Here is a 19,570-nt window from a genome sequence, read left to right on the forward strand (position 1 = left end):
GGCGTACATCTCCGAGCGGACAGCAGCGCCAGCCGTTCGACTACGAGCGGACCGCAGCCCCGGCCTGGTCCCGTGCTGCGGCGAAGTTGAACTCCGTGCAGATGTCCTGGCCGAAGACGAATCTCCGCACCGGTGCTGTGCGTGCCTCGGCGAGCGCATCCGACCCCTCGAACCGCACACCGGGCACGCCGTCACCGACAAGCAGGGGCGCCGTCGTCAGGTAGAGACGATCCAACTCACCCGCCGCAAGGAAGGCGGACACGGTGCGGCCTCCGCCTTCGACGAGCACCCTGTCCAGCCCCTGTCCGCGCAGCAGCCCAAGGAGTTCCACCGGCTCAAACTGCCTGGGCTGCAGGCGAAGGATCCGGACATGAGCGGCCACTTCGTCCGGCACCTGGGCGTCGGTTCCAACGAGCCAGAGGGTGGGAGCGGCGCCGTCGGTGAGGATCCGGGATTCCGGCCGGACGCGCGCCGTGGGGTCGAGCACCACCCGGGTCGGGTTTGTTCCCGGAACGTCCCTTACGGTCAGCAGGGAGTCGTCGGCGACCACGGCGCCGGCACCGATGACGACGGCGTCGACCAAGGCCCGTAGACGGTGCAGGTGGATGCGGTCTTCGCGGGCATCGGCGACGGCGCCCTCGCCGCTGCGCGAGGCAATGAAGCCGTCGAGGCTCTGCCTGAGCTGGGCCAGGACGACCGGGCCCTCAGCTGCCGCGAGATACCCATAGCGGTGGACCAGGTCCTCAGGCTCCCCCACGAGCGGGGCAGCCGGCACCCTGCCGGCGGTGAGTTCGCCCCACGTGTCACCGGCCGGAGCGGGATCGTGGCGCATGCGCAACCGCTTCGTGGCGAGATACGCCGCGTTCTCAGCACGGTCGGGCACTGCGAGGTTCAGGCGCTCGGCGACAGAGATTCCCAGGTCTTCCAGCGCCTCCTGCTTCGCGGGGTTCCCCGAAAGCAACCGGATCTGGTCCACGCCGAGGTCCTGGAGAATTTCGGCCGCCTGGTGGTAGCTGCGCGAATCGACAGGCAGGCCGAGCGAGGTATTGGCGTCAACGGTGTCAACGCCCTGGTCCTGAAGGGCGTAGGCCTTGAGCTTTGCGAGCAGTCCGATCCCCCGGCCTTCATGGCCCCGGACGTAAACGAGCACCCCCCTGCCTTCATCGCTGATCGCAGCGAGTGCCGCGTCAAGCTGCTCGCCGCAGTCGCAGCGGAAGGAACCGAACGCGTCCCCTGTCAGGCATTCAGAGTGGACCCGCACCAAAGGCGCGGATCCGGCAGGCAGGGGCTCCCCGGCTGCCGTCGTCACATCATCGATCCCGCGCACCAGTGCGACGTGTTCGGTGTTTTCGGCGTCTCGGTATCCGACCATACGAAAAAGACCGTGCCGAGTGGGAAGCACCGTCTCGGTGACCCGCTCGACCGTTGAGGGAACGAGAAGCGGATCGAACGAAAAAGCCATGAATCAACCTTAGTCGGGAGCAGGGGGCGCACTAAATGGGGCCGACGGGTTGTTCCGTCGGCTCCACGTAGGAAGAACGTCCGGAGGGTGGGCTTTTATTGCCTGCTGGCTGTATCTTCCGCTGCTGTCTCCGTTCCCGGTCCGGCGTGACGCTCAGATCCGGCCGCCACCATGGCAGCCGAACGGGCCAGGACCTCCCTGCAGGCCAACAGGGCCGGGCGGTTGGTGCTGGCCCGACGTGCCGAGGTGAAGACCGACCTCCTTGGATTGTCGGGAAGGTCGTAGAGCTTCACGGTGGTCTGCCTCCCGGTCCAGACGAGATCCGGCATGAGCGCCACCGCATTGCCTGACTCGATGAGGCGGATCTGCGCCTGCAGGTCCGCCGTCTCGTACCGGACGTCGGGCTCGAAGCCCGCGCGGCGGCATGCCTGCTCGGCCCAATGGCGGGAGGCCGCGCCCCTGGGCTCCATCACCCACGCCGCATCGGCGGCCTCCGCGACCGTGCTGATCCGCGCTTGGTTGAGCGGACCGGGCGGCACGGCAAGCCGGATCGCATCCGTCGTGAGGGCGACCTGATCGAGCTCCGGATGCCGGGGCGCGGCATGGCCCGGGTACTGCTCGGCAATCACGAGATCGAAGTCACGGGCGAAGGTTTCGTAGAGCGCCGTCTCCGGTTCGCGCTGCACCATCTCGATCCGGACCTCCGGATACTCCTTCGTCATGATGGTCAGCGCATCGGGCATCAGCGCCAGCGCGGCGGATTGGAACACGGCAATGCGCACCGTGCCGGTGACCGTGGTGAGGGACGCCGCCAGGTCTGCCTCGGCGCGCTCCAGGATCTCAAGCAATTCCGCTGTGTGCGCCACAAGGACCTCCGCCTGGGGTGTCAGCGTCACCCCCCGCCCGGATTTCCGGAGCAGTTCAACCCCGACCTCCTTTTCCAGAAGGGCCAACTGCTGCGAGACCGAGGACGGACTGTAACGGAGGGCTGCGGCCACTTCGCTCAGGGTCCCGCGGATCTTCAACTCGCGGAGCAGGCGCAGCCGTCGGACGTCGAGCATTGTGCCACCAATACATTAGGGAATCTGAACAATATCATTCGCGAAACCTAGCTTTTCCTAAATGAAAATCGGCACCATAATGGATCAGTTCCCAAAGTGGCGGACACCACTGTGTTTCTCGTGCGACACCAGCGTGGCCGGCCCTGCCCCTCTCCCAGACGGACCATTATGACGAACACATCAGACCGAGGCCTTCCGCCAACGGGTGGCTCTTCAACCTCCATTCTTCGGCGGAAGCCGATCGACGACGTCGAGGATGAAAAGGGTGGAACCAAGCTCTTCAAGAGCCTGGGACTGTGGCAGCTGACGGCCATCGGCGTCGGCGGAATCATCGGCGTCGGCATCTTCACCCTGGCCGGACTCGTGGCGAACGGCGGTGAGGACGGCCAGCCCGTTGGGCCCGCCGTCCTGATCTCCTTCCTCGTCGCAGGCCTGGCCAGCGCGGCGGCGGCCCTGTCCTACGCGGAGTTCGCGGGGATGATTCCGCGCGCCGGTTCCGCCTACACCTACGGGTACGTAGCCCTCGGGGAGATTATCGGCTGGTTCATCGGCTGGGACCTGCTGCTTGAGTACATTGCAATCGTCGCCGTCGTCGCCATCGGCATCTCCGGTTACTTCACCGAATTCATGTCCGGCATCAGTATCCAGGTCCCGGTCTGGATGCAGGGCACACCGGACACCATCGAGGGCGGGCTCGTCAACGTGCCCGCGATCGTGGTGTGCCTGCTCATCACCTTCATCCTCAGCCGCGGCACGAAGACCTTCGGCCGCTTCGAACTGATCGCCGTCGGGCTGAAAATCCTGCTGATCCTCGGCATCGTCGGCCTTGGGTTCTTCTACGTCAATGTCGACAACTACACGCCGTTCCTGCCCTCCGGCTTCGGTGCCATTTTCGCCGGCGCGGCCACAGTGTTCTTCGCGGTGTTCGGCTATGACGCCATGAGCACCGCCGCCGAGGAGGCGACGGACGGCAAGAAGCACATGCCCAAGGCGATCCTGCTCTCCCTGGCCATCGCCATGTTCCTCTACGTCCTGGCCACCCTCGTGCTGACCGGGATGCAGAACTACACCGAAATCAGTCCCACCGCCGGCTTCGCCTCCGCCTTCCAGTCGGTCGGCCTGCCCGTGATCGCGACCATCATCTCGGCGTTCGCCGTCATCTCGATCCTCACGGTCATGCTGACCTTCCTCCTCGGCGTCACCCGGGTTTGGTTCTCCATGAGCCGCGACGGCCTGCTTCCCGCCTGGTTCTCCGGGACCGACCGCCACGGCACCCCGCAGCGCGTCACCTGGATCGCCGGCATCGCGGCCGCCCTGCTCGCCGGGGTGTTCCCGATCCGCGCCGTCGCCGACCTCACGAACATCGGCATCCTCGCCGCGTTCGTCGTCGTCTGTATTGCGGTCATCGTCCTGCGCCGCAAGGCTCCTGACGCTCCGCGGACGTTCCGCCTGCCCTGGATGCCGGTCGTTCCGGCCTTCGGCGTGCTGGCCTCCGGTTTCCTGATGCTCCAGCTCGAATTCGAAACCTGGGTGCGGTTCGGCATCTGGCTCGTCATTGGCCTGATCATCTACTGGTTTTACGGCCGCAAGCACTCCCTGATGAACCCCAGCAGCCCGCGCCACACCAAAGTGTCCGGAACGCCTGACCCGGCGTAACCGGCCCCCGCTCCGCCCACCAGGGCGGCGCCAGTAACAGTTGAATGGATACAGAAATCATGACTAGCTCACTGTCCGACCGCGGAGACATCATCTCCGACGGCGGAACAGGCGCCGCTGGCGCCACCGGTCCGGACGCCGCAGGCTCCGGTCCAATTCCTGAGCACCTCGCGGCAGAGGCTACGGCGCTGGTGCGCCGCTGGCTCACGGAGGCTGCCAAGATTCCGGTCGACGCCTCCGCCGAGCAGCTGGCGGGCGTCCTCAAGGATCCGCGCGGCCTTGAGTTCACCGTGGGATTCGTCGACGGCGTGATCCGCCCCGAGGATCTGTCGGTCGCGGCGCGCAACCTCGCCGCCATCGCCCCCAAGGTGCCCGGCTTCCTCCCCTGGTACATGCGTTCCGCTGTGCGCCTGGGCGCCACCGTGGCCCCGGTCCTGCCGCAGGTCGTCATTCCGGTGGCGCGGCGGGTGCTGCGTGAGATGGTCGGCCACCTGATCATCGACGCCTCCGACAAGAAGCTCGGCAAGTCGATCAGCAAGATCCGCAAGGACGACACCCGGCTGAACGTCAACCTCCTCGGTGAGGCCGTTCTGGGCGAGCACGAAGCAGAGCGCCGCCTCGAGGGCACCATGAAGCTCCTCGCCCGTCCGGATGTCGACTACGTCTCCATCAAGGTCTCCTCGACCGTCTCCCCCCACTCCCCCTGGGCGTTCGAGGAAGCCGTGCAGCACGTGACCGAGAAGCTGACGCCGCTGTACGAACTCGCTGTGTCCTCCACCCCGGCCAAGTTCATCAACCTGGACATGGAGGAGTACAAGGACCTCGACCTGACGATTGCGGTCTTCACCGCGATCCTTGACCGCCCCGAGTTCAAGAACCTCGAGGCCGGCATCGTGCTCCAGGCCTACCTGCCGGACTCCCTCGCGGCGATGATCCGCCTGCAGGAATGGGCAGCCGAGCGCCGCGCCGAAGGCGGCGCCGCGATCAAGGTCCGCGTCGTCAAGGGCGCCAACCTGCCCATGGAACAGGTCGAGGCCTCCCTCCACGACTGGCCCCTGGCCACCTGGGGCTCCAAGCAGGAATCCGATACCCACTACAAGCGGGTGCTCAACTACGCCCTTCACCCCGACCGCATCGGCAACGTGCGCATCGGCGTCGCCGGCCACAACCTCTTCGACCTCGCGTTCGCCTGGCTCCTCGCCGGTGAGCGCGGCGTCCGCGACGGCATCGAGTTCGAGATGCTCCTCGGCATGGCCCAGGGCCAGGCGGAGGCGGTCAAGAAGGACGTGGGCTCGCTGCTGCTCTACACCCCGGTGGTGCACCCCCGGGAGTTCGACGTCGCCATCGCCTACCTGATCCGCCGCCTCGAAGAGGGCGCCAGCCAGGACAACTTCATGTCGGCGGTGTTCGAGCTCTCCTCGAATGAGGCGCTGTTCGCCCGTGAGGAGGACCGGTTCCTCCGCTCGCTCGAGGCCCTGGACGACACGGTGCCCGGCCCGAACCGCACGCAGGACCGCAACCAGCCCGAGCCTCCCGCGCCCGCGGCCGGCTTCACCAATACCCCTGACACCGATCCGTCCCTGCCGGCCAACCGCCGCTGGGGCCGCGCGGTGCTGAAGCGGGTCGAGAGTTCCGGCCTGGGCGAAGCGACGGTCGCCGCGACCACCCTGTTTGACTCCGAGTCCCTTGAGCGCGTCATCGCCGAGGCCATCGCCGAGGCCGACGCCTGGGGTGCCCTGAGCGGCGCTGAGCGTGCGGAGATCCTGCACCGCGCCGGTGACGCCCTGGCGGCCCGCCGTGCCGACCTGATGGAGGTCATGGCGGCCGAAACAGGGAAGACCCTCGACCAGTCCGACCCCGAGATCTCCGAGGCGATCGACTTCGCGCACTACTACGCCGAGCTCGCCCGCGGGCTCGACGACGTCGACGGCGCGGTCTACACGCCGGCAAAGCTCACCGTCGTCACTCCCCCGTGGAACTTCCCGGTGGCCATCCCCGCAGGGTCGACCCTGGCGGCCCTGGCGGCCGGCTCCTCGGTGATCATCAAGCCCGCTGGGCAGGCGCCGCGCAGCGGTTCGGTAATGGTGGAGGCACTGTGGGAGGCCGGCGTTCCGCGCGGCGTCCTCCAGCTCGTCCACCTCGATGAGCGTTCCCTGGGCACCAAGCTGATTTCCGACGCGCGCGTCGACCGGGTCATCCTGACCGGTGGGTACGAGACGGCCCAGCTGTTCCGTTCCTTCCGCCAGGACCTTCCCCTGCTGGCGGAGACTTCGGGCAAGAACTCGATCATCGTCACCCCGAGCGCGGACTTCGATCTCGCGGCCAAGGACGTGGCGTACTCGGCCTTCGGCCATGCGGGCCAGAAGTGCTCGGCTGCGTCCCTGGTGATCCTCGTGGGCAGCGTGCGGCACTCCCAGCGCTTCCGCAACCAGCTCGTCGATGCAGTCACGTCTCTGAAGGTCGGCTACCCCTCGGATCCGGCCACGCAGATGGGTCCGGTCATCGAGCCCGTCTCCGGCAAGCTGCTCGATGGCCTGACGAAGCTCGGCGAGGACGAGAACTGGCTGATCCAGCCCCGCAAGCTCGACGACACGGGCCGGCTGTGGAGCCCCGGCGTGCGCGCCGGCGTTAAGCGCGGCTCCGAATACCACCTCACCGAGTACTTCGGTCCGATCCTCGGCGTCATGACCGCAGAGACGATCGACGAGGCAATCGAGATCGCCAACCAGGTCGACTACGGCCTGACCGCCGGGCTGCACTCGCTCAACCCGGAGGAGATCGGCACGTGGATCGACTCCATCCAGGCCGGCAACCTGTACGTGAACCGCAGCACCACCGGAGCGATCGTCCAGCGTCAGCCGTTCGGCGGGTGGAAGAAGTCCGCCGTTGGTGCGGGCACCAAGGCCGGCGGACCGAACTACCTCGTCGGGCTGGGCAACTGGAGCACGCGCGAGTCAACCGCCTCCGCCGAGCCGGTTCCGGCTGCGCAGCCGCTCCTGGCCGCCGTGGCGCCCGACGCCGGCTCTGAGCTGCGCGAAGGCGACTTCGCGATGCTCCAGCGCGCGGCGGCCTCCGACGCAGCGGCCTGGGCGGACGAGTTCGGTGCGGCCAAGGACGTTTCGGCGCTCACGGCGGAGCGGAACGTGTTCCGTTACCTCCCGGTCCCCGTGACTGTGCGCCTCGCCGATGGTGAGCCGGTCGTCAAGCTGATCCGCGTCCTCGCTGCCGCGGCGGCCGCCGGTTCAACCGTTCGCGTGTCCTCGGCCGTGGAGCTGACCAGCGCGCTCTCGACGGCGGTCCGCACCTTCGCGGCTTCGGTCACCATCGAAACCGACGAGGAGTGGCTGGTGTCCGTTGCCCGCCACGAAGCCGGACGCATCCGCCTCATCGGCGGCGACCCAGCGTCCCTGGCCAGGGCAACCGGCGGACGCCCCGACCTGGCCGTGTACTCCCAGCCCGTCACCGAGGCCGGCCGGGTCGAAATGCTGCCCTTCCTGCACGAGCAGGCGGTCAGCATCACCGCCCACCGGTTCGGTACCAAGAACGAGCTCTCGGTGGGCCTGATCTAGCCCAGATACGCCCAACCAGAAGCGCCCCTCCCCGATACGGGGAGGGGCGCTTCCCGTAGTCGGGACGACCATGGCACTGCGCGGGCGGCCGCCGGTGGTCGCCGTGCGGGCTGTCAGCGCAGGCCGGTCCTGCGCTCGAGCGCCAGTTCGATCAGCTCGTCGATGAGGTCGGTGTAGGTGAGACCCGACTTGGCCCACATCTGCGGGTACATGCTGATCGGGGTGAATCCGGGCATGGTGTTGATCTCATTGATGATCAGCTCGCCTGCCGGGGTGTAGAAAAAGTCGACCCGGGACAGCCCCTCGGCCCCCACCGCGTCGAAGGCCTGCGCAGCCAGGTCGCGGACCTGATCGGTGACGTGCGGCGGAAGGTCCGCGGGGCAGCTCAGCTGCGCGGCGTTCCCGTCGACGTACTTGGCCTCGAAGTCATACCAGTCGTGGCCGCCTTGGTGCACCGCGATCTCCCCGGGCAGCGAGGTCCGCGGATCCTGGGTGCCCCGGCCCTGCAGGACGGCGACCTCGATCTCGCGTCCGTCGATGCCCGCCTCGACGATGACCTTGGGGTCGAAGACCCGCGCGGCTTCGATGGCTTGCCGCAGGCCCGCCGCGGTGTCGACCCGGCTGATCCCCATCGATGATCCTGCGCGCGCCGGCTTCACGAACACGGGGAAGTCGAGGTCCGCGGCGCGCCGCAGGCACTCCTCGCTGTCCTTCTCCCACTGTCGGTTGGTGAACACCGCGTAAGGGCCCACCTTCAGTCCGGCCGACGCGAACACGACTTTCATGTATTGCTTGTCCATGCCGACGGCGGAGGCCAGGACTCCGGCGCCGACGTAGCGGATGTCCGCCATCTCGAGCATTCCCTGGATCGTTCCGTCCTCACCGAACGGCCCGTGCAGCAGGGGCAAAACGACGTCGACGCCGCCGAGGCTGCGCGGCATCGAATCCGGTGCCGTCACCATCAGTTCCTGGCCCCGGGCAGCGCCGGGGAAGGCCGCCGAGGAGATAGCGACGGACTCGGATGAGGCCGTCACCTCGGGGAGGGTGCCGGAGCTCAGCGACCACTGGGAGGGATCCTCGGACACCAGCGCCCACTGCCCGTTCTTGGCGATGCCCACCGGAACGACGTCGTACTTCGACCGGTCGATCGCGTTGAGCACGCCGGCGGCGGTGACGCAGCTGACCGAGTGCTCACTGGAGCGCCCCCCGAACAGGACAAGGACGCGGGGCCTGCGCCCCGGAGTGGATTCACTTGTCACGGAGTATGTTCGCCTTCCGGTTTGAGGTCACGGGCCAGCAGGCGTGGTCCCAGATCGTTAACTGAAATACTTCCCTGGAGCACTGCCACAACATTATCGGTGATCGGCATGTCGACGCCGAGCTGGGTGGCGAGGTCGAGCACGGCCTGGGCCGACTTGATTCCCTCGGCGGTCTGGTTCATGCGCACTGTGACCTGCTCAAGGGTGAGGCCCTGGCCAAGCAGGTGCCCGGCGGTGTGGTTGCGGGACAGCGCGGAGGAGCAGGTGGCGATGAGATCGCCCATCCCGGCGAGTCCGGCGAGGGTCTCGGCCCGCGCGCCCAGCGCCACGGCCAGTCGAGTCGTCTCGGCAAGGCCGCGGGTGATGACCGAGGCCTTGGTGTTGTCCCCCATCCTCCGTCCCTCGCAGATGCCGACAGCCAAGGCGATGACGTTCTTGACGATGCCCCCGATCTCCACCCCGACCACGTCCGTGGTGGTGTAGGGCCGGAAGTAGGAGGCGGTGCAGGCGGTAGCGATCCAGGCGGCGACGTCGTGGTCCGAGCAAGCGACCACCGAGGCCGTGGGCTCCTGACGGGCGATTTCCATCGCCAGGTTCGGCCCCGACACCACGGCGACGCGGTCGGCGGGAAGGCTGAGCTCGGCGGCGATCACTTCGCTCATGCGCGCGTCGGTGCCGACCTCGAGGCCCTTCATCAGCGAGACGACGACGGCGCCGTCGGGGATCAGGGCCTTCCAGCCGGCCAGCTGGGGGCGCAGGGTCTGCGCCGGGACAGCCAGGACGACGAGCTGGGCATCCGCGAGGACGGCGCCGACATCGCTCGACGCGGTGATGTTGCCGGGCAGGACGACGTCACCAAGATACCTGCTGTTGCGGCGGGAGCCGTTGATCTCGAGGGTGACCTCGTCACGGCGGGCCCAGAGCCGGACCGTCGCATCCTTCGAGGAGTCGGCGAGGACCTTCGCGAAGGTGGTCCCCCAGCTTCCCGCTCCGAGGACGGCGACACGGGTGGGCACCGGGCGTCCCATCCGGGACGTTCCAGCACTCACTCGTTGTCCTCCTCCGCCGCGTCGAAGTCACGGCCTGTCCGTTTCTGGCGCTTTGCGGCCGGGTCCCAGCGCTCCGCCGGCGGCTGCTCTCCGCGCAGTTCGGCCAGGAGCGCGGTGACGGCGTCAAGGATGCGGTCGGTTGCCTCGTTCAGCGTGTCCCGGGTGATCGGGCGGTCCCGGAAGTCGCTGAGGTCCACGGGATCCCCGACGATGACCCGTGAGGTCTTCCGTGGGAAGAGGTAGAGGCGCCGGGCGTACCGGGGAAAGACCTCGTGCGCTCCCCAGTGCGCCATGGGTACCACGGGCGCGCCGGTCTGCAGGGCCAGGCGGGCGGCACCGGTCCGGCCCTTCATCGGCCACATCCCCGGATCGCGGGTGAGGGTGCCTTCGGGGTAGACGATGATCCCGCCGCCGTCGGCGATGGCCTGCTGGGCCGCCTCGAGGGACCGGTTCGCTCCCGCGGTGGTGCGCTCCACCGGGATCTGCCGGGTGGCGCGCAGCGCGTGCCCCAGGACGGGCACCGAGAACAGCGACGCCTTCGCCAGGAAGTGGGGCATCACCTTGTTGTTGTAAAGGTAGTGCCCGATGACGATCGGGTCGATCTCGGTGACGTGGTTCGGGCACAGGATGAAGCCCGAGTCCCGGGGCAGTTTCTGCGTGTCAATCCACTGCTTGTTCATCAGCAGGTTCATGACCGGACGCAGGATTGCGGCGAGCACCGTAAAAGTGGCCCGTGATGTGCCTGTTTCACCCATGGCTGGTGCGCCCCGGGCCTAGAGGAGTCCCGCGGCGAAGAGCGGGGCTTCCTCCGTGATGTCGAAATCGGCGCCAAGGCCCTCGAGCTTGTCCTGGAAGCGCTCGTATCCGCGGTTGATGAGCTCGATGCCCGTCACCCGGGAGGTTCCTTCGGCCGCCAGGGCTGCGATGAGGTGGCTGAAGCCGCCCCGCAGGTCGGGGATGTCGATGTCTGCCCCGCGCAGCTGCGTCGGGCCCGAGATGACGGCGGAGTGGAGGAAGTTCCGCTGGCCGAAGCGGCACGGCACACTGCCGAGGCATTCCCGGTGGACCTGGATGTTTGCGCCCATGCGGATCAGGGCCTCAGTGAAGCCGAACCGGTTCTCGTAGACGGTCTCATGGACGATTGAGACGCCCGAGGCCTGGGTGAGCGCGACGACGAGGGGCTGCTGCCAGTCCGTCATGAACCCGGGGTGCACGTCCGTCTCGAGGACCAACGGCTTGAGCGGGCCGCCGGGGTGGTAGAAGCGGATCCCGTCGTCGTCGACGTCGAAGGCGCCGCCGACCTTCCGGTACGTGTTGAGGAAGGCGGTGAGGTCGAGCTGGCGCGCGCCCTCGACGTAGATGTCGCCCTTGGTGACCAGTGCCGCCGAGGCCCAGGAGGCGGTCTCGTTGCGGTCGGAGATGGCCTTGTGGTTGTAGCCGGTCAGTTCCCGGACGCCCTCGATGCGGATGACCCGGTCGGTCTGGACCGTGATGATGGCGCCCATCTTCTGCAGCACTGCGATGAGATCCATGATTTCGGGCTCGACTGCGGCGCCGGAGAGCTCGGTGATGCCTTCGGCGCGGATCGCGGTCAGCAGCACCTGCTCGGTGGCTCCGACGCTGGGGTAGGGAAGCGACAGCTTGGCGCCGTGGAGGCCCTTCGGGGCGGAGATGGAGATGCCGCCGGGGCGCTTGTCGACGACGGCGCCGAAGTTGCGCAGCACCTGGAGGTGGTAGTCGATGGGGCGGTCGCCGATCTTGCATCCGCCGAGGTCGGGGATGAACGCCTCCCCGATGCTGTGCATCAGGGGGCCGCAAAAGAGGATGGGGATGCGCGAGTCGCCGGCGTGCGCATCGATGTCCTTCGACTGCGCCATCTTCGCGGCGCTGGGATCCATGGTGAGGTCGCCGGTGACGGGGTCCTTGGTGACCTCCACGCCATGGAGGCGCAGCAGGCTGGTGACAACCTCAACGTCTTTGATCTCAGGGACGTTGCGCAGGACGGACGGGGTGTTTCCCAGCAGGGACGCCACCATGGCCTTCGGCACGAGGTTCTTCGCCCCGCGGACTGAGACCTTTCCGTTCAGTGGAACCCCACCGCGGATGGTCAGAACGTTACCCATGAATACCTAATTTCCTCATACAAATATGCCCCCGCAGAACGTGATTGCCCGAGTACAGCATAGGAGCTTGTCGAACCGAACTGAAATGCAAGGCTAGTTCATTCCTGCCTTGCCCAACGGTTAGAACCGCGGAACGGCGGGCAAGATTCCTTAACGCAAGCAGGATCACACCGGTTTTGGCGGGCAGTTCGGAACGGGGTCCGGAAAGCTTTGGCACTCCCTGAGCGGGGGGCGGTGCGCCGGACCGGGGCTAGGTGCGCACCGGGAGGGTGGTGGGCCGGAAACTCGGCCGGGTGGCCTCGAACGCGGTGATGTCGGGCTCATGGCGGAGGGTCAGCCCGATGTCGTCGAGCCCCTCGAGCAGCCGCCAGCGCGTGTAGTCATCGATCTGGAAAGGCGCACTCACCGGACCGCAGACGGCCGTGCGGGCCTGGAGGTCAACGGTCACTGTGGCCCCGGGCTCGTTCTCGAGCACCTTCCAGATCAGCTCGATGTCGTCCTGGGCGACCTGGGCGGCCACGAGTCCCTGCTTGCCCGAGTTGCCCCGGAAGATGTCGGCGAAGCGGGAGGAGAGCACGGCCCGGAAGCCGAAGTCCTTGAGCGCCCACACGGCGTGTTCCCGGGATGATCCGGTGCCGAAGTCGGGGCCCGCGACGAGTACCGAGCCGCGGGTGTAGGGCTCCCGGTTGAGGATGAAATTCTCATCCTTGCGCCAGGCCGCGAAAAGCGCGTCCTCGAAGCCGGTCCGGGTGATCCGTTTGAGATAGACGGCGGGGATGATCTGGTCGGTATCGACATTGCTCTGGCGCAGCGGAACACCGATGCCGGTGTGCGTGGTGATCTTTTCCATGGCGGCGCTCCTAGGCGGCTGGGGTAGCGGACGGGGTGGTCGCGAAGGCGCCCGGGGCGCCTCTTCCGCTGCTCGACGGCGGGACCGGGCCGAGGTCGGACGGCGAACTCAGGGTCCCCCGCACCGCCGTGGCGGCGGCGACGACGGGCGAGACGAGATGCGTGCGTCCGCCCTTGCCCTGCCGCCCCTCGAAGTTGCGGTTCGAGGTGGAGGCGCACCGCTCCCCCGGCGCCAGCTGGTCCGGGTTCATGCCCAGGCACATCGAGCAGCCTGCGAAGCGCCATTCGGCGCCGAAGTCCTTGAAGACCTGATCGAGGCCCTCCGCCTCGGCCTCGAGGCGCACCCGGGCGGAACCGGGAACGACCATCATGCGGACGTCCGGGTCCTTTGCCCGCCCGCGGATGATGTCGGCGGCGATGCGGAGGTCCTCGATCCGGCTGTTGGTGCACGAGCCGAGGAACACCGTGTCGACCCGGATCTCCTTCATGGGGGTGCCGGCCTCGAGCGCCATGTACTCGAGGGCGCGTTCGCAGGCGGCCCGGTCGTTCTCGTCGGCGAAGTCCGCAGGCGAGGGCACGGCCTGGGACAGCGAGACTCCCTGCCCCGGGTTCGTGCCCCAGGTGACGAACGGTTCGAGGTCGTCTGCGTTGAGGTACACCTCGGCGTCGAACACCGCGTCGTCGTCGGTGACCAGTCCGCGCCAGTTCTCGACGGCGGCCTCCCAGTCGGCGCCCTCGGGAGCGTGCGGCCGGCCCAACAGGTACTCGAAGGTCGTCTCATCCGGGGCCACCATACCGGCACGGGCCCCTGCCTCGATCGACATATTGCAGATGGTCATGCGCGCTTCCATCGACAGCGCACGGATGGCCGAACCGCGGTATTCAAGGACGTAGCCCTGCCCGCCTCCGGTGCCGATCTTCGCGATCACGGCCAGGATGATGTCCTTCGCCGTGACTCCGGGCTTGAGCGTGCCCTCGACCGTGATGGCCATGGTCTTGAAGGGCTTCAGCGACAGGGTCTGCGTGGCCATGACGTGCTCCACCTCGGAGGTGCCGATGCCCATGGCCAGGGCACCGAAGGCGCCGTGGGTGGAGGTGTGGGAGTCTCCACAGACGACCGTCAGTCCCGGCTGGGTGAGGCCCAGCTGCGGGCCGACGACGTGCACGATGCCCTGCTCGGCGTCGCCCAGGGAGTGGAGGCGAACCCCGAATTCGCGGCAGTTCGCCCTCAGGGTTTCGATCTGTGTCCGGCTGGTGGGGTCGGCGATCGGCTTGTCGATATCGAGGGTCGGGGTGTTGTGATCCTCGGTGGCAATGGTGAGGTCTGGCCGGCGGAGCCGGCGTCCAGCCAGCCGCAGGCCTTCGAAGGCCTGTGGTGAGGTCACCTCGTGGATGAGGTGGAGGTCGATGTAGAGAAGGTCGGGCTCGGCTTCGGCGCCAACGACCTCGCCCTTGCGGACGATGTGCGAGTCCCAGACCTTCTCTGCCAGTGTCTTGCCCATGGTGTTTCCTCCACCGCTCGTCCGCATTGGCGCAAACCTGCTGTTCGCCCGCCCTGCGGAGCCTTCGATCCCCAACTGTTCCAGTGACGCCACCCAACACGCCAGCGGAACGACTTGCGTCTCAGATATTGAGACGGCAATATCAGTCTATGGACAATTCTAGTGGTGTGGGAGTCATTGATAAAGCGGCAACCGTGCTGGATGCCCTCGAGGCGGGGCCGACGACGCTTGCACAGCTAGTGGCTTCGACGGGGCTTGCCCGACCCACGGTGCACCGGCTGGCCCTTGCCCTCGTGCATCACCGGCTGGTCAGCCGCGACATTCAGGGGCGGTTCGTCCTCGGCAGCCGCCTGGTGGAGTTGGCCAGCGCGGCCGGCGAGGACCGCCTCATCGCCGCGGCCGGCCCGGTCCTGCAGCAGCTGCGCGATGCCACCGGCGAGAGTGCCCAGTTGTTCCGGCGGCAGGGCGAATGGCGCGTCTGCGTCGCCTCCGCCGAGCGTCCGGCCGGACTCCGCGACACCATCCCGGTCGGAACCCAGCTCTCAATGCGGGCCGGCTCGGCGGCCCAGTGCCTGCTCGCCTGGGAGGACCACGACCGGCTCCTTAAGGGGCTCCAGAATGCGCGGTTCACCCCGACAGTCCTCGCCGGCGTCCGCCGCCGCGGCTGGGCGCAGAGCCTCGGCGAACGCGAGCCGGGCGTCGCCTCGGTATCCGCTCCCGTGCGTGGTCCGTCGGGCCGCGTGGTGGCGGCTGTCTCAATCTCTGGACCGATGGAGAGGCTGACCCGCCAGCCCGGGCGGATCCACGCCGAGGTCGTCACCGAAGCGGCCCAGCAGCTTACCCTCGCCGTCAGCAAAGCAGCCAACGAGTGACGGCCGGCTCAGCGGCGGCCGTGCCCTGGGCCGTTTTCCTTCGGGGAGTCAACGTCCAGGGCACCACGATTCGCATGGCGGACCTGCTCAAGGCGCTCGAGGGGCTTCCGCTTTCCCATCCGCGCACCCTGCTGGCCTCGGGAAACCTCGTCTGTACTTCGGCGCTCGGGGCGCAGGAACTCAAGGACGCAATCGAACAACGCCTGCGCTCGGCCTTCGGCTACGACGCGTGGGTGGTGGTTCTGCCGGCGGCACGGCTCGCCGAGATTATTGAGGCCTGCCCCTTTCCCGCGGACGACCCTGCGGTGCACGCCTACGTCACCCTGAGCTCGGATCCCGCGGCGGTGGAGGACCTCGCCGCCGCCGCCCGGGCCGCCGGCGAGGCACTCACGCTGCTCGGACCCGACGCCGTCGCCTGGCAGGCGGCGCGGGGAGGAACCCTCGACTCCGGGCTGGGAAAGATCACGGCTAAGGGCCGCTTCAAGGCGACGACGACCACCCGCAACCTGCGGACGCTGGTGAAGGTCCACGCCGCGATGGCGGGCTGACTCCTGTCGCGATGCCGGCGTCCAGCACCCGCACCCACCGCGCGCAGGCAGCCCCGCCGAACCGCTCCGACCGCAGCCTCCGCTGGCCGTTGTCGTCTCCGCACCCGGCTTGTCAGGTGAGCCGCGGCCCGGTCATTTCGTGCGCGCCGCCGCCGCGAGCGCAGCGCGGAAGTCGTTGTACCTGCGGATTTCGGCGGTCACCGGCTGGGCGACCACCGTCTCGGCCACCTTCGCACAAGCGGCGCGGAGCCGGCGCCGCGCCTTGCGGCCGCGGGCCTTAGCCGCGAACCGGGCAATGACCGCGGCAAGTACCGCCAGGAGGATCCCCGCGGCAACACCGCCGGCGATCAGCAGGGTCGGCACCGGGAACCCCTCCATGGACGGAGCGTCGGGGACGTCGAATTGAAGGAATCCCATCGCCGCCATGACCCCGAGCCAGCCGATGCCGACGACGAGGGCGGCCAGCGCCAGCCACTGAAGCAGGCCCACCAGCGGCCACCACCAGGACCTTCGGCCGGTGTCGAGGTTGGTGCCGGCGAGGGCCTGGTCGAGTCCGTCGAGGAGCGTGGGCACGGTCCCGCGCGCCGCCGAGCGGATGGCGGAGCGCCAGGGCTCAACCGCCGATCCCGCTGCGGTGTCGGCGAAGGTCCGCAACGCCTGGTCGACCCGGGCCCGCTGGGCCGGCGCTCCGGAGGGCATCGAGGTCCGCCGCAGGGCTGCGTCGACGTCGCTCCGGCGCAGGTTGAGCCGCCGGAGCGGATCGGAACGAAAGGAACCCAGCCAGCGGGTCACGGGCCAGCCCGTAGCTGCGTGGGCATCACGGCGGTAGGAACGCACAACCGCGTCAACGACGGCGTCGACCCCGGCGGCCGCGGCAAGGCGGGCCGAGAGGTCGGCCTGGGCGGCCTTGCCGGGTATCGGAAGGTCCTCCGGTCCGGCAAACGGAGCAAGCTGTGTGGAGGCCGCCGCGACATCGGCCGCCAGGCGGGCGTTCGCAGCCTGTTTCCGCCCGGCGATCTGCCGGATGGCGCCAGCAAGGTCCTCGAGGCCGTCCCGCGTGCGGGCGGAGACGGGAAAGACCCGCACACCGCGAAGGCCTTCCTCTGCCAGGATCCCGGACAGGGAGGCGGTCACCTGCTCCTGCTGGCGGCCGGACAGCCGGTCCGCCTGGTTCAGCGCGACGAGGGTCACGGCGCCGTGGGAGGCCAGCGGGGCGAGGAAGTCATGATGAAGCGCCGCGTCCGCGTATTTCTGCGGGTCGACGACCCACAGCAGGACGTCCACCTGGCCCGACATGCGTTCGACGACGGTCCGGTGGGCTACGGCGGTCGAGTCGAAGTCGGGAAGGTCAAGCAGGATCAGCCCGCCGGTGTCCGAGCCAAGGAGCGCGGCGTCTGCGGGCATCTCATGGCGTTCATCGACCTCCAGCCAGTCGAGGAGCGGGCCGCTTCCCTCGGCCCCCCACACCACGGCCAGGGGCTTCGAGGTCGTCGGGCGGCGGGCCGCGACCCGCGCCACCTCGGTGCCGCTCAACGCGTTGATCAGTGAGGATTTGCCGCTCCCTGTGGGACCGAAGATTCCAATGACCGTATGGTCGGCGGACAGCGAACGGCGGCTGCTGGCCCGGTCGAGCACACCGAACAGGCCCTGCACGTGTTCGTCGGGAAGCCGCCCTTCGGCGAGCCCTCGCACAGAGTCGAGTGCCTCGAGTTGATTATGCAGACCGCTTCTGGACCCCGCACCGCGGTGCCGGCTCACCGGCTGCCACCGGCCGTGGTGCCTTCGGCGAGATCGGTTCCGGCGAGCCGGCGCGCATAGGCGAAGAGCGCTTCAGGCGGTGTCTGCGCTGCCACCGGGGTGAGGAGGACGATGAACTTTTCCTTTTCATCGTCGAGCAGGGCGCGGCACCGGCGCTCAAGGTTGTCGCGCGCCGTCTTGGCCAGCCGGCGGACGGCGTCCTCGCCGAAGACGGCCTCAAGGAGTTTCTGGCCGACGACGGCCGAGCCGCCGGCGATGCCGATCTCGGCACCGGACAGGCCACCGGTCGACGCAAACACGACCACCATCAGGGCCACCGCCACTCCGTTGACGCCGAAGGAAAGCATCCGTGCGGCGAAGCGCTTGTCGGAGCCTTCGGTGCTGACAAGCTCGAGCAGATCCTGCTGCCACTCCCTCACCTGCCGCGCGGCCTCGGCGGAAAACTCGTCGCTGACATAGGTGCCCCGGCCGGCAAGCAATGCCCGGCCGGCGTCGTCGCTGCGCCACCACTGCTCGGTCTGCTCGAACGCCTTCGCCGACTCCTCGACAATGACCGAGTGCAGCCCGGTCTCGATCGCCGCCGCAACCGTGGTTGCCGGGGCGGGCTGGCCGGTGAAGAACGCGGTGATCCGGTCACGCAGCCATCCCACCCGGGTCTCGATGCCCCGCATGAACTCTCCGGTGCCGACGAAGTCCTGCCAGCGGGCGAGGACCTCCCCACGGAGCATTGTTCCGTCCTCGGTGGAGCGGAGGATTGCAGCCAGGGCCTCCTGGTAGGCGGCCTCAGCCGCCCCTGAAAGGCGGGCAGCGGTCGCCTGCTGGACCTCGGCGGCCTCAGCAACCTCCTCGACGCGTCCAGCGAGAGCGCGCACCGCTCCGGCCAGGGTGCGGCGCGCGATGTCGGTGCGTCCCTCCGCGTCGGCGGCCAGCGCCCCGAGCCAGCGGCGGATGGGATCGACCGACCCGGCGGGGAGCATTCCGTTTTCGTCAAGGCCCGACTCCTGCACGACGAAGATCGGGGCGTGCCCGAGGGACTCGGCTGTGAGGAGGGTCATGAGGTCTTCACGGACCTCCTCCTCCACCCCGGGCGGCACCCGGTCAAGCACCACGGCCAGGAGGATGTCGCGCCGGGCCGCCTCTGCGAGCAACTTCCACGGGACGGCGTCGGCATAGCGGTTGGCTGTGGTGACGAAGATCCAGAGGTCGGCTGCGGCGAGCAGCTGCCCGGCGAGGCGGCGGTTCTCGTCAGCGATTGAGTCGATGTCGGGGGCGTCGAGGATCGCCAGCCCGCGCGGAACTGTTGCCTCACCCTGCAGGAGGAGGGTTCCTGCTGCGGCTCCGACAGCATCCTGGGGGGCGAGTTCGCCCGCACCGGCCTGGACCCGGCTGAGCGACGGCAGAACCCGCTGGGAGGTAAACCATTCGGCTTCGGCGGGGTGGTGGAGCAGGATGGGCTGCCGCGTCGTTGGCCGCACCGCTCCGGTTCGGGTCACCGGGCGCCCGATGAGGGCGTTGACGAGGGTGGACTTGCCGGCCCCGGTCGATCCTCCGATGACGGCGAGAAGCGGAGCGTCGAGCCGGTCGAGCCGCGGAAGAATGTAGTCGTCGAGTTGCGCGGCGGCCGCGGCCGCCGCGGCGCGCGCTGCGGGGGCCCCTGCGAGGGAGAGCGGGAAACCGGCGCCCAGCAGTGCACCATGCACCTCTCGGAGGAATCCCGCTACCCCGCGGGCGTCGGCGGCGGTGAGGGATGCATTCATCTTTCCATTCTGCCAGCTTGCTTACTTTCCTGCTGGAGCAAACTGAATCACCCCAAAACACAAAAACGCCCCGGACATTCGATGAATGTCCGGGGCGTCTTTTCC

The 19,570-nt window shown here is 68.3% G+C and carries 14 protein-coding genes; 4 read left to right on the forward strand and 10 right to left on the reverse strand.

Translation table 11 applies throughout. The annotated features are described in order from the left end of the window. Nucleotides 1-40: 40 nt before the first annotated feature. Complete coding sequence (gene ribA / locus GVV77_RS11095) at nt 41-1,462, reverse strand: GTP cyclohydrolase II (protein ID WP_159618326.1); 1,422 nt, start codon at nt 1,460-1,462, stop codon at nt 41-43. Nucleotides 1,463-1,557: 95 nt separating this feature from the next. After that, nucleotides 1,558-2,523 (reverse strand): LysR substrate-binding domain-containing protein, encoded by a 966-nt coding sequence (locus GVV77_RS11100; protein ID WP_159618328.1) that lies wholly within the window; start codon nt 2,521-2,523, stop codon nt 1,558-1,560. Between the two features lie 168 nt (nt 2,524-2,691). On the opposite strand from GVV77_RS11100, the gene GVV77_RS11105 reads away from it, so the two are divergent. Beyond that, nucleotides 2,692-4,179 (forward strand): amino acid permease, encoded by a 1,488-nt coding sequence (locus GVV77_RS11105; protein WP_159618330.1) that lies wholly within the window; start codon nt 2,692-2,694, stop codon nt 4,177-4,179. 59 nt (nt 4,180-4,238) lie between these two features. After that, entirely contained in the window at nt 4,239-7,748 is a 3,510-nt protein-coding gene (locus GVV77_RS11110; RefSeq protein ID WP_159618332.1) for a bifunctional proline dehydrogenase/L-glutamate gamma-semialdehyde dehydrogenase, read from the forward strand. Nucleotides 7,749-7,861: 113 nt separating this feature from the next. On the opposite strand, the gene GVV77_RS11115 is transcribed toward GVV77_RS11110, so the two are convergent. The 6 genes from GVV77_RS11115 to leuC all read right to left on the reverse strand — a co-directional run bounded on the left by GVV77_RS11115 (nt 7,862) and on the right by leuC (nt 14,530). Continuing rightward, nucleotides 7,862-9,007 (reverse strand): D-alanine--D-alanine ligase family protein, encoded by a 1,146-nt coding sequence (locus GVV77_RS11115; protein ID WP_159618334.1) that lies wholly within the window; start codon nt 9,005-9,007, stop codon nt 7,862-7,864. Next, entirely contained in the window at nt 9,004-10,035 is a 1,032-nt protein-coding gene (locus tag GVV77_RS11120) for an NAD(P)H-dependent glycerol-3-phosphate dehydrogenase (RefSeq protein WP_159618588.1), read from the reverse strand. The genes GVV77_RS11115 and GVV77_RS11120 overlap by 4 nt, the downstream gene beginning before the upstream one ends. 17 nt (nt 10,036-10,052) lie before the next feature. Then, a complete protein-coding gene (locus tag GVV77_RS11125; RefSeq protein WP_159618336.1) occupies nt 10,053-10,811 on the reverse strand; it encodes a lysophospholipid acyltransferase family protein in 759 nt (252 codons plus the stop codon). An 18-nt stretch (nt 10,812-10,829) separates the two neighbouring features. Then, nucleotides 10,830-12,179, reverse strand: coding sequence for a UDP-N-acetylglucosamine 1-carboxyvinyltransferase (gene murA / locus GVV77_RS11130; protein ID WP_159618338.1), 1,350 nt, complete (start codon nt 12,177-12,179; stop codon nt 10,830-10,832). Between the two features lie 250 nt (nt 12,180-12,429). Then, nucleotides 12,430-13,029 (reverse strand): 3-isopropylmalate dehydratase small subunit, encoded by a 600-nt coding sequence (gene leuD / locus GVV77_RS11135; RefSeq protein ID WP_133402138.1) that lies wholly within the window; start codon nt 13,027-13,029, stop codon nt 12,430-12,432. Nucleotides 13,030-13,039: 10 nt separating this feature from the next. Then, nucleotides 13,040-14,530 (reverse strand): 3-isopropylmalate dehydratase large subunit, encoded by a 1,491-nt coding sequence (leuC, locus tag GVV77_RS11140; RefSeq protein ID WP_159618340.1) that lies wholly within the window; start codon nt 14,528-14,530, stop codon nt 13,040-13,042. A gap of 149 nt (nt 14,531-14,679) precedes the next feature. Between leuC and GVV77_RS11145 the strand changes: the two genes are divergently transcribed. Then, nucleotides 14,680-15,402: an IclR family transcriptional regulator gene (locus GVV77_RS11145; RefSeq protein WP_120165289.1), complete on the forward strand. Its 723-nt coding sequence runs from the start codon at nt 14,680-14,682 to the stop codon at nt 15,400-15,402. After that, nucleotides 15,399-15,950, forward strand: coding sequence for a DUF1697 domain-containing protein (locus GVV77_RS11150; protein ID WP_281350585.1), 552 nt, complete (start codon nt 15,399-15,401; stop codon nt 15,948-15,950). The genes GVV77_RS11145 and GVV77_RS11150 overlap by 4 nt, the downstream gene beginning before the upstream one ends. Before the next feature lie 132 nt (nt 15,951-16,082). Here the strand turns inward: GVV77_RS11150 and GVV77_RS11155 are convergent, their stop codons facing one another. Both GVV77_RS11155 and GVV77_RS11160 read right to left on the reverse strand, forming a co-directional pair. After that, nucleotides 16,083-17,642 (reverse strand): GTPase, encoded by a 1,560-nt coding sequence (locus GVV77_RS11155; protein WP_246199767.1) that lies wholly within the window; start codon nt 17,640-17,642, stop codon nt 16,083-16,085. Between the two features lie 62 nt (nt 17,643-17,704). Next, nucleotides 17,705-19,465 (reverse strand): dynamin family protein, encoded by a 1,761-nt coding sequence (locus GVV77_RS11160; protein ID WP_159618344.1) that lies wholly within the window; start codon nt 19,463-19,465, stop codon nt 17,705-17,707. Nucleotides 19,466-19,570 lie beyond the last annotated feature (105 nt).

This window comes from Arthrobacter zhaoguopingii, from assembly GCF_009828605.1.
In the GTDB taxonomy this organism is placed as follows: Bacteria; Actinomycetota; Actinomycetes; order Actinomycetales; family Micrococcaceae; genus Arthrobacter_D; species Arthrobacter_D zhaoguopingii.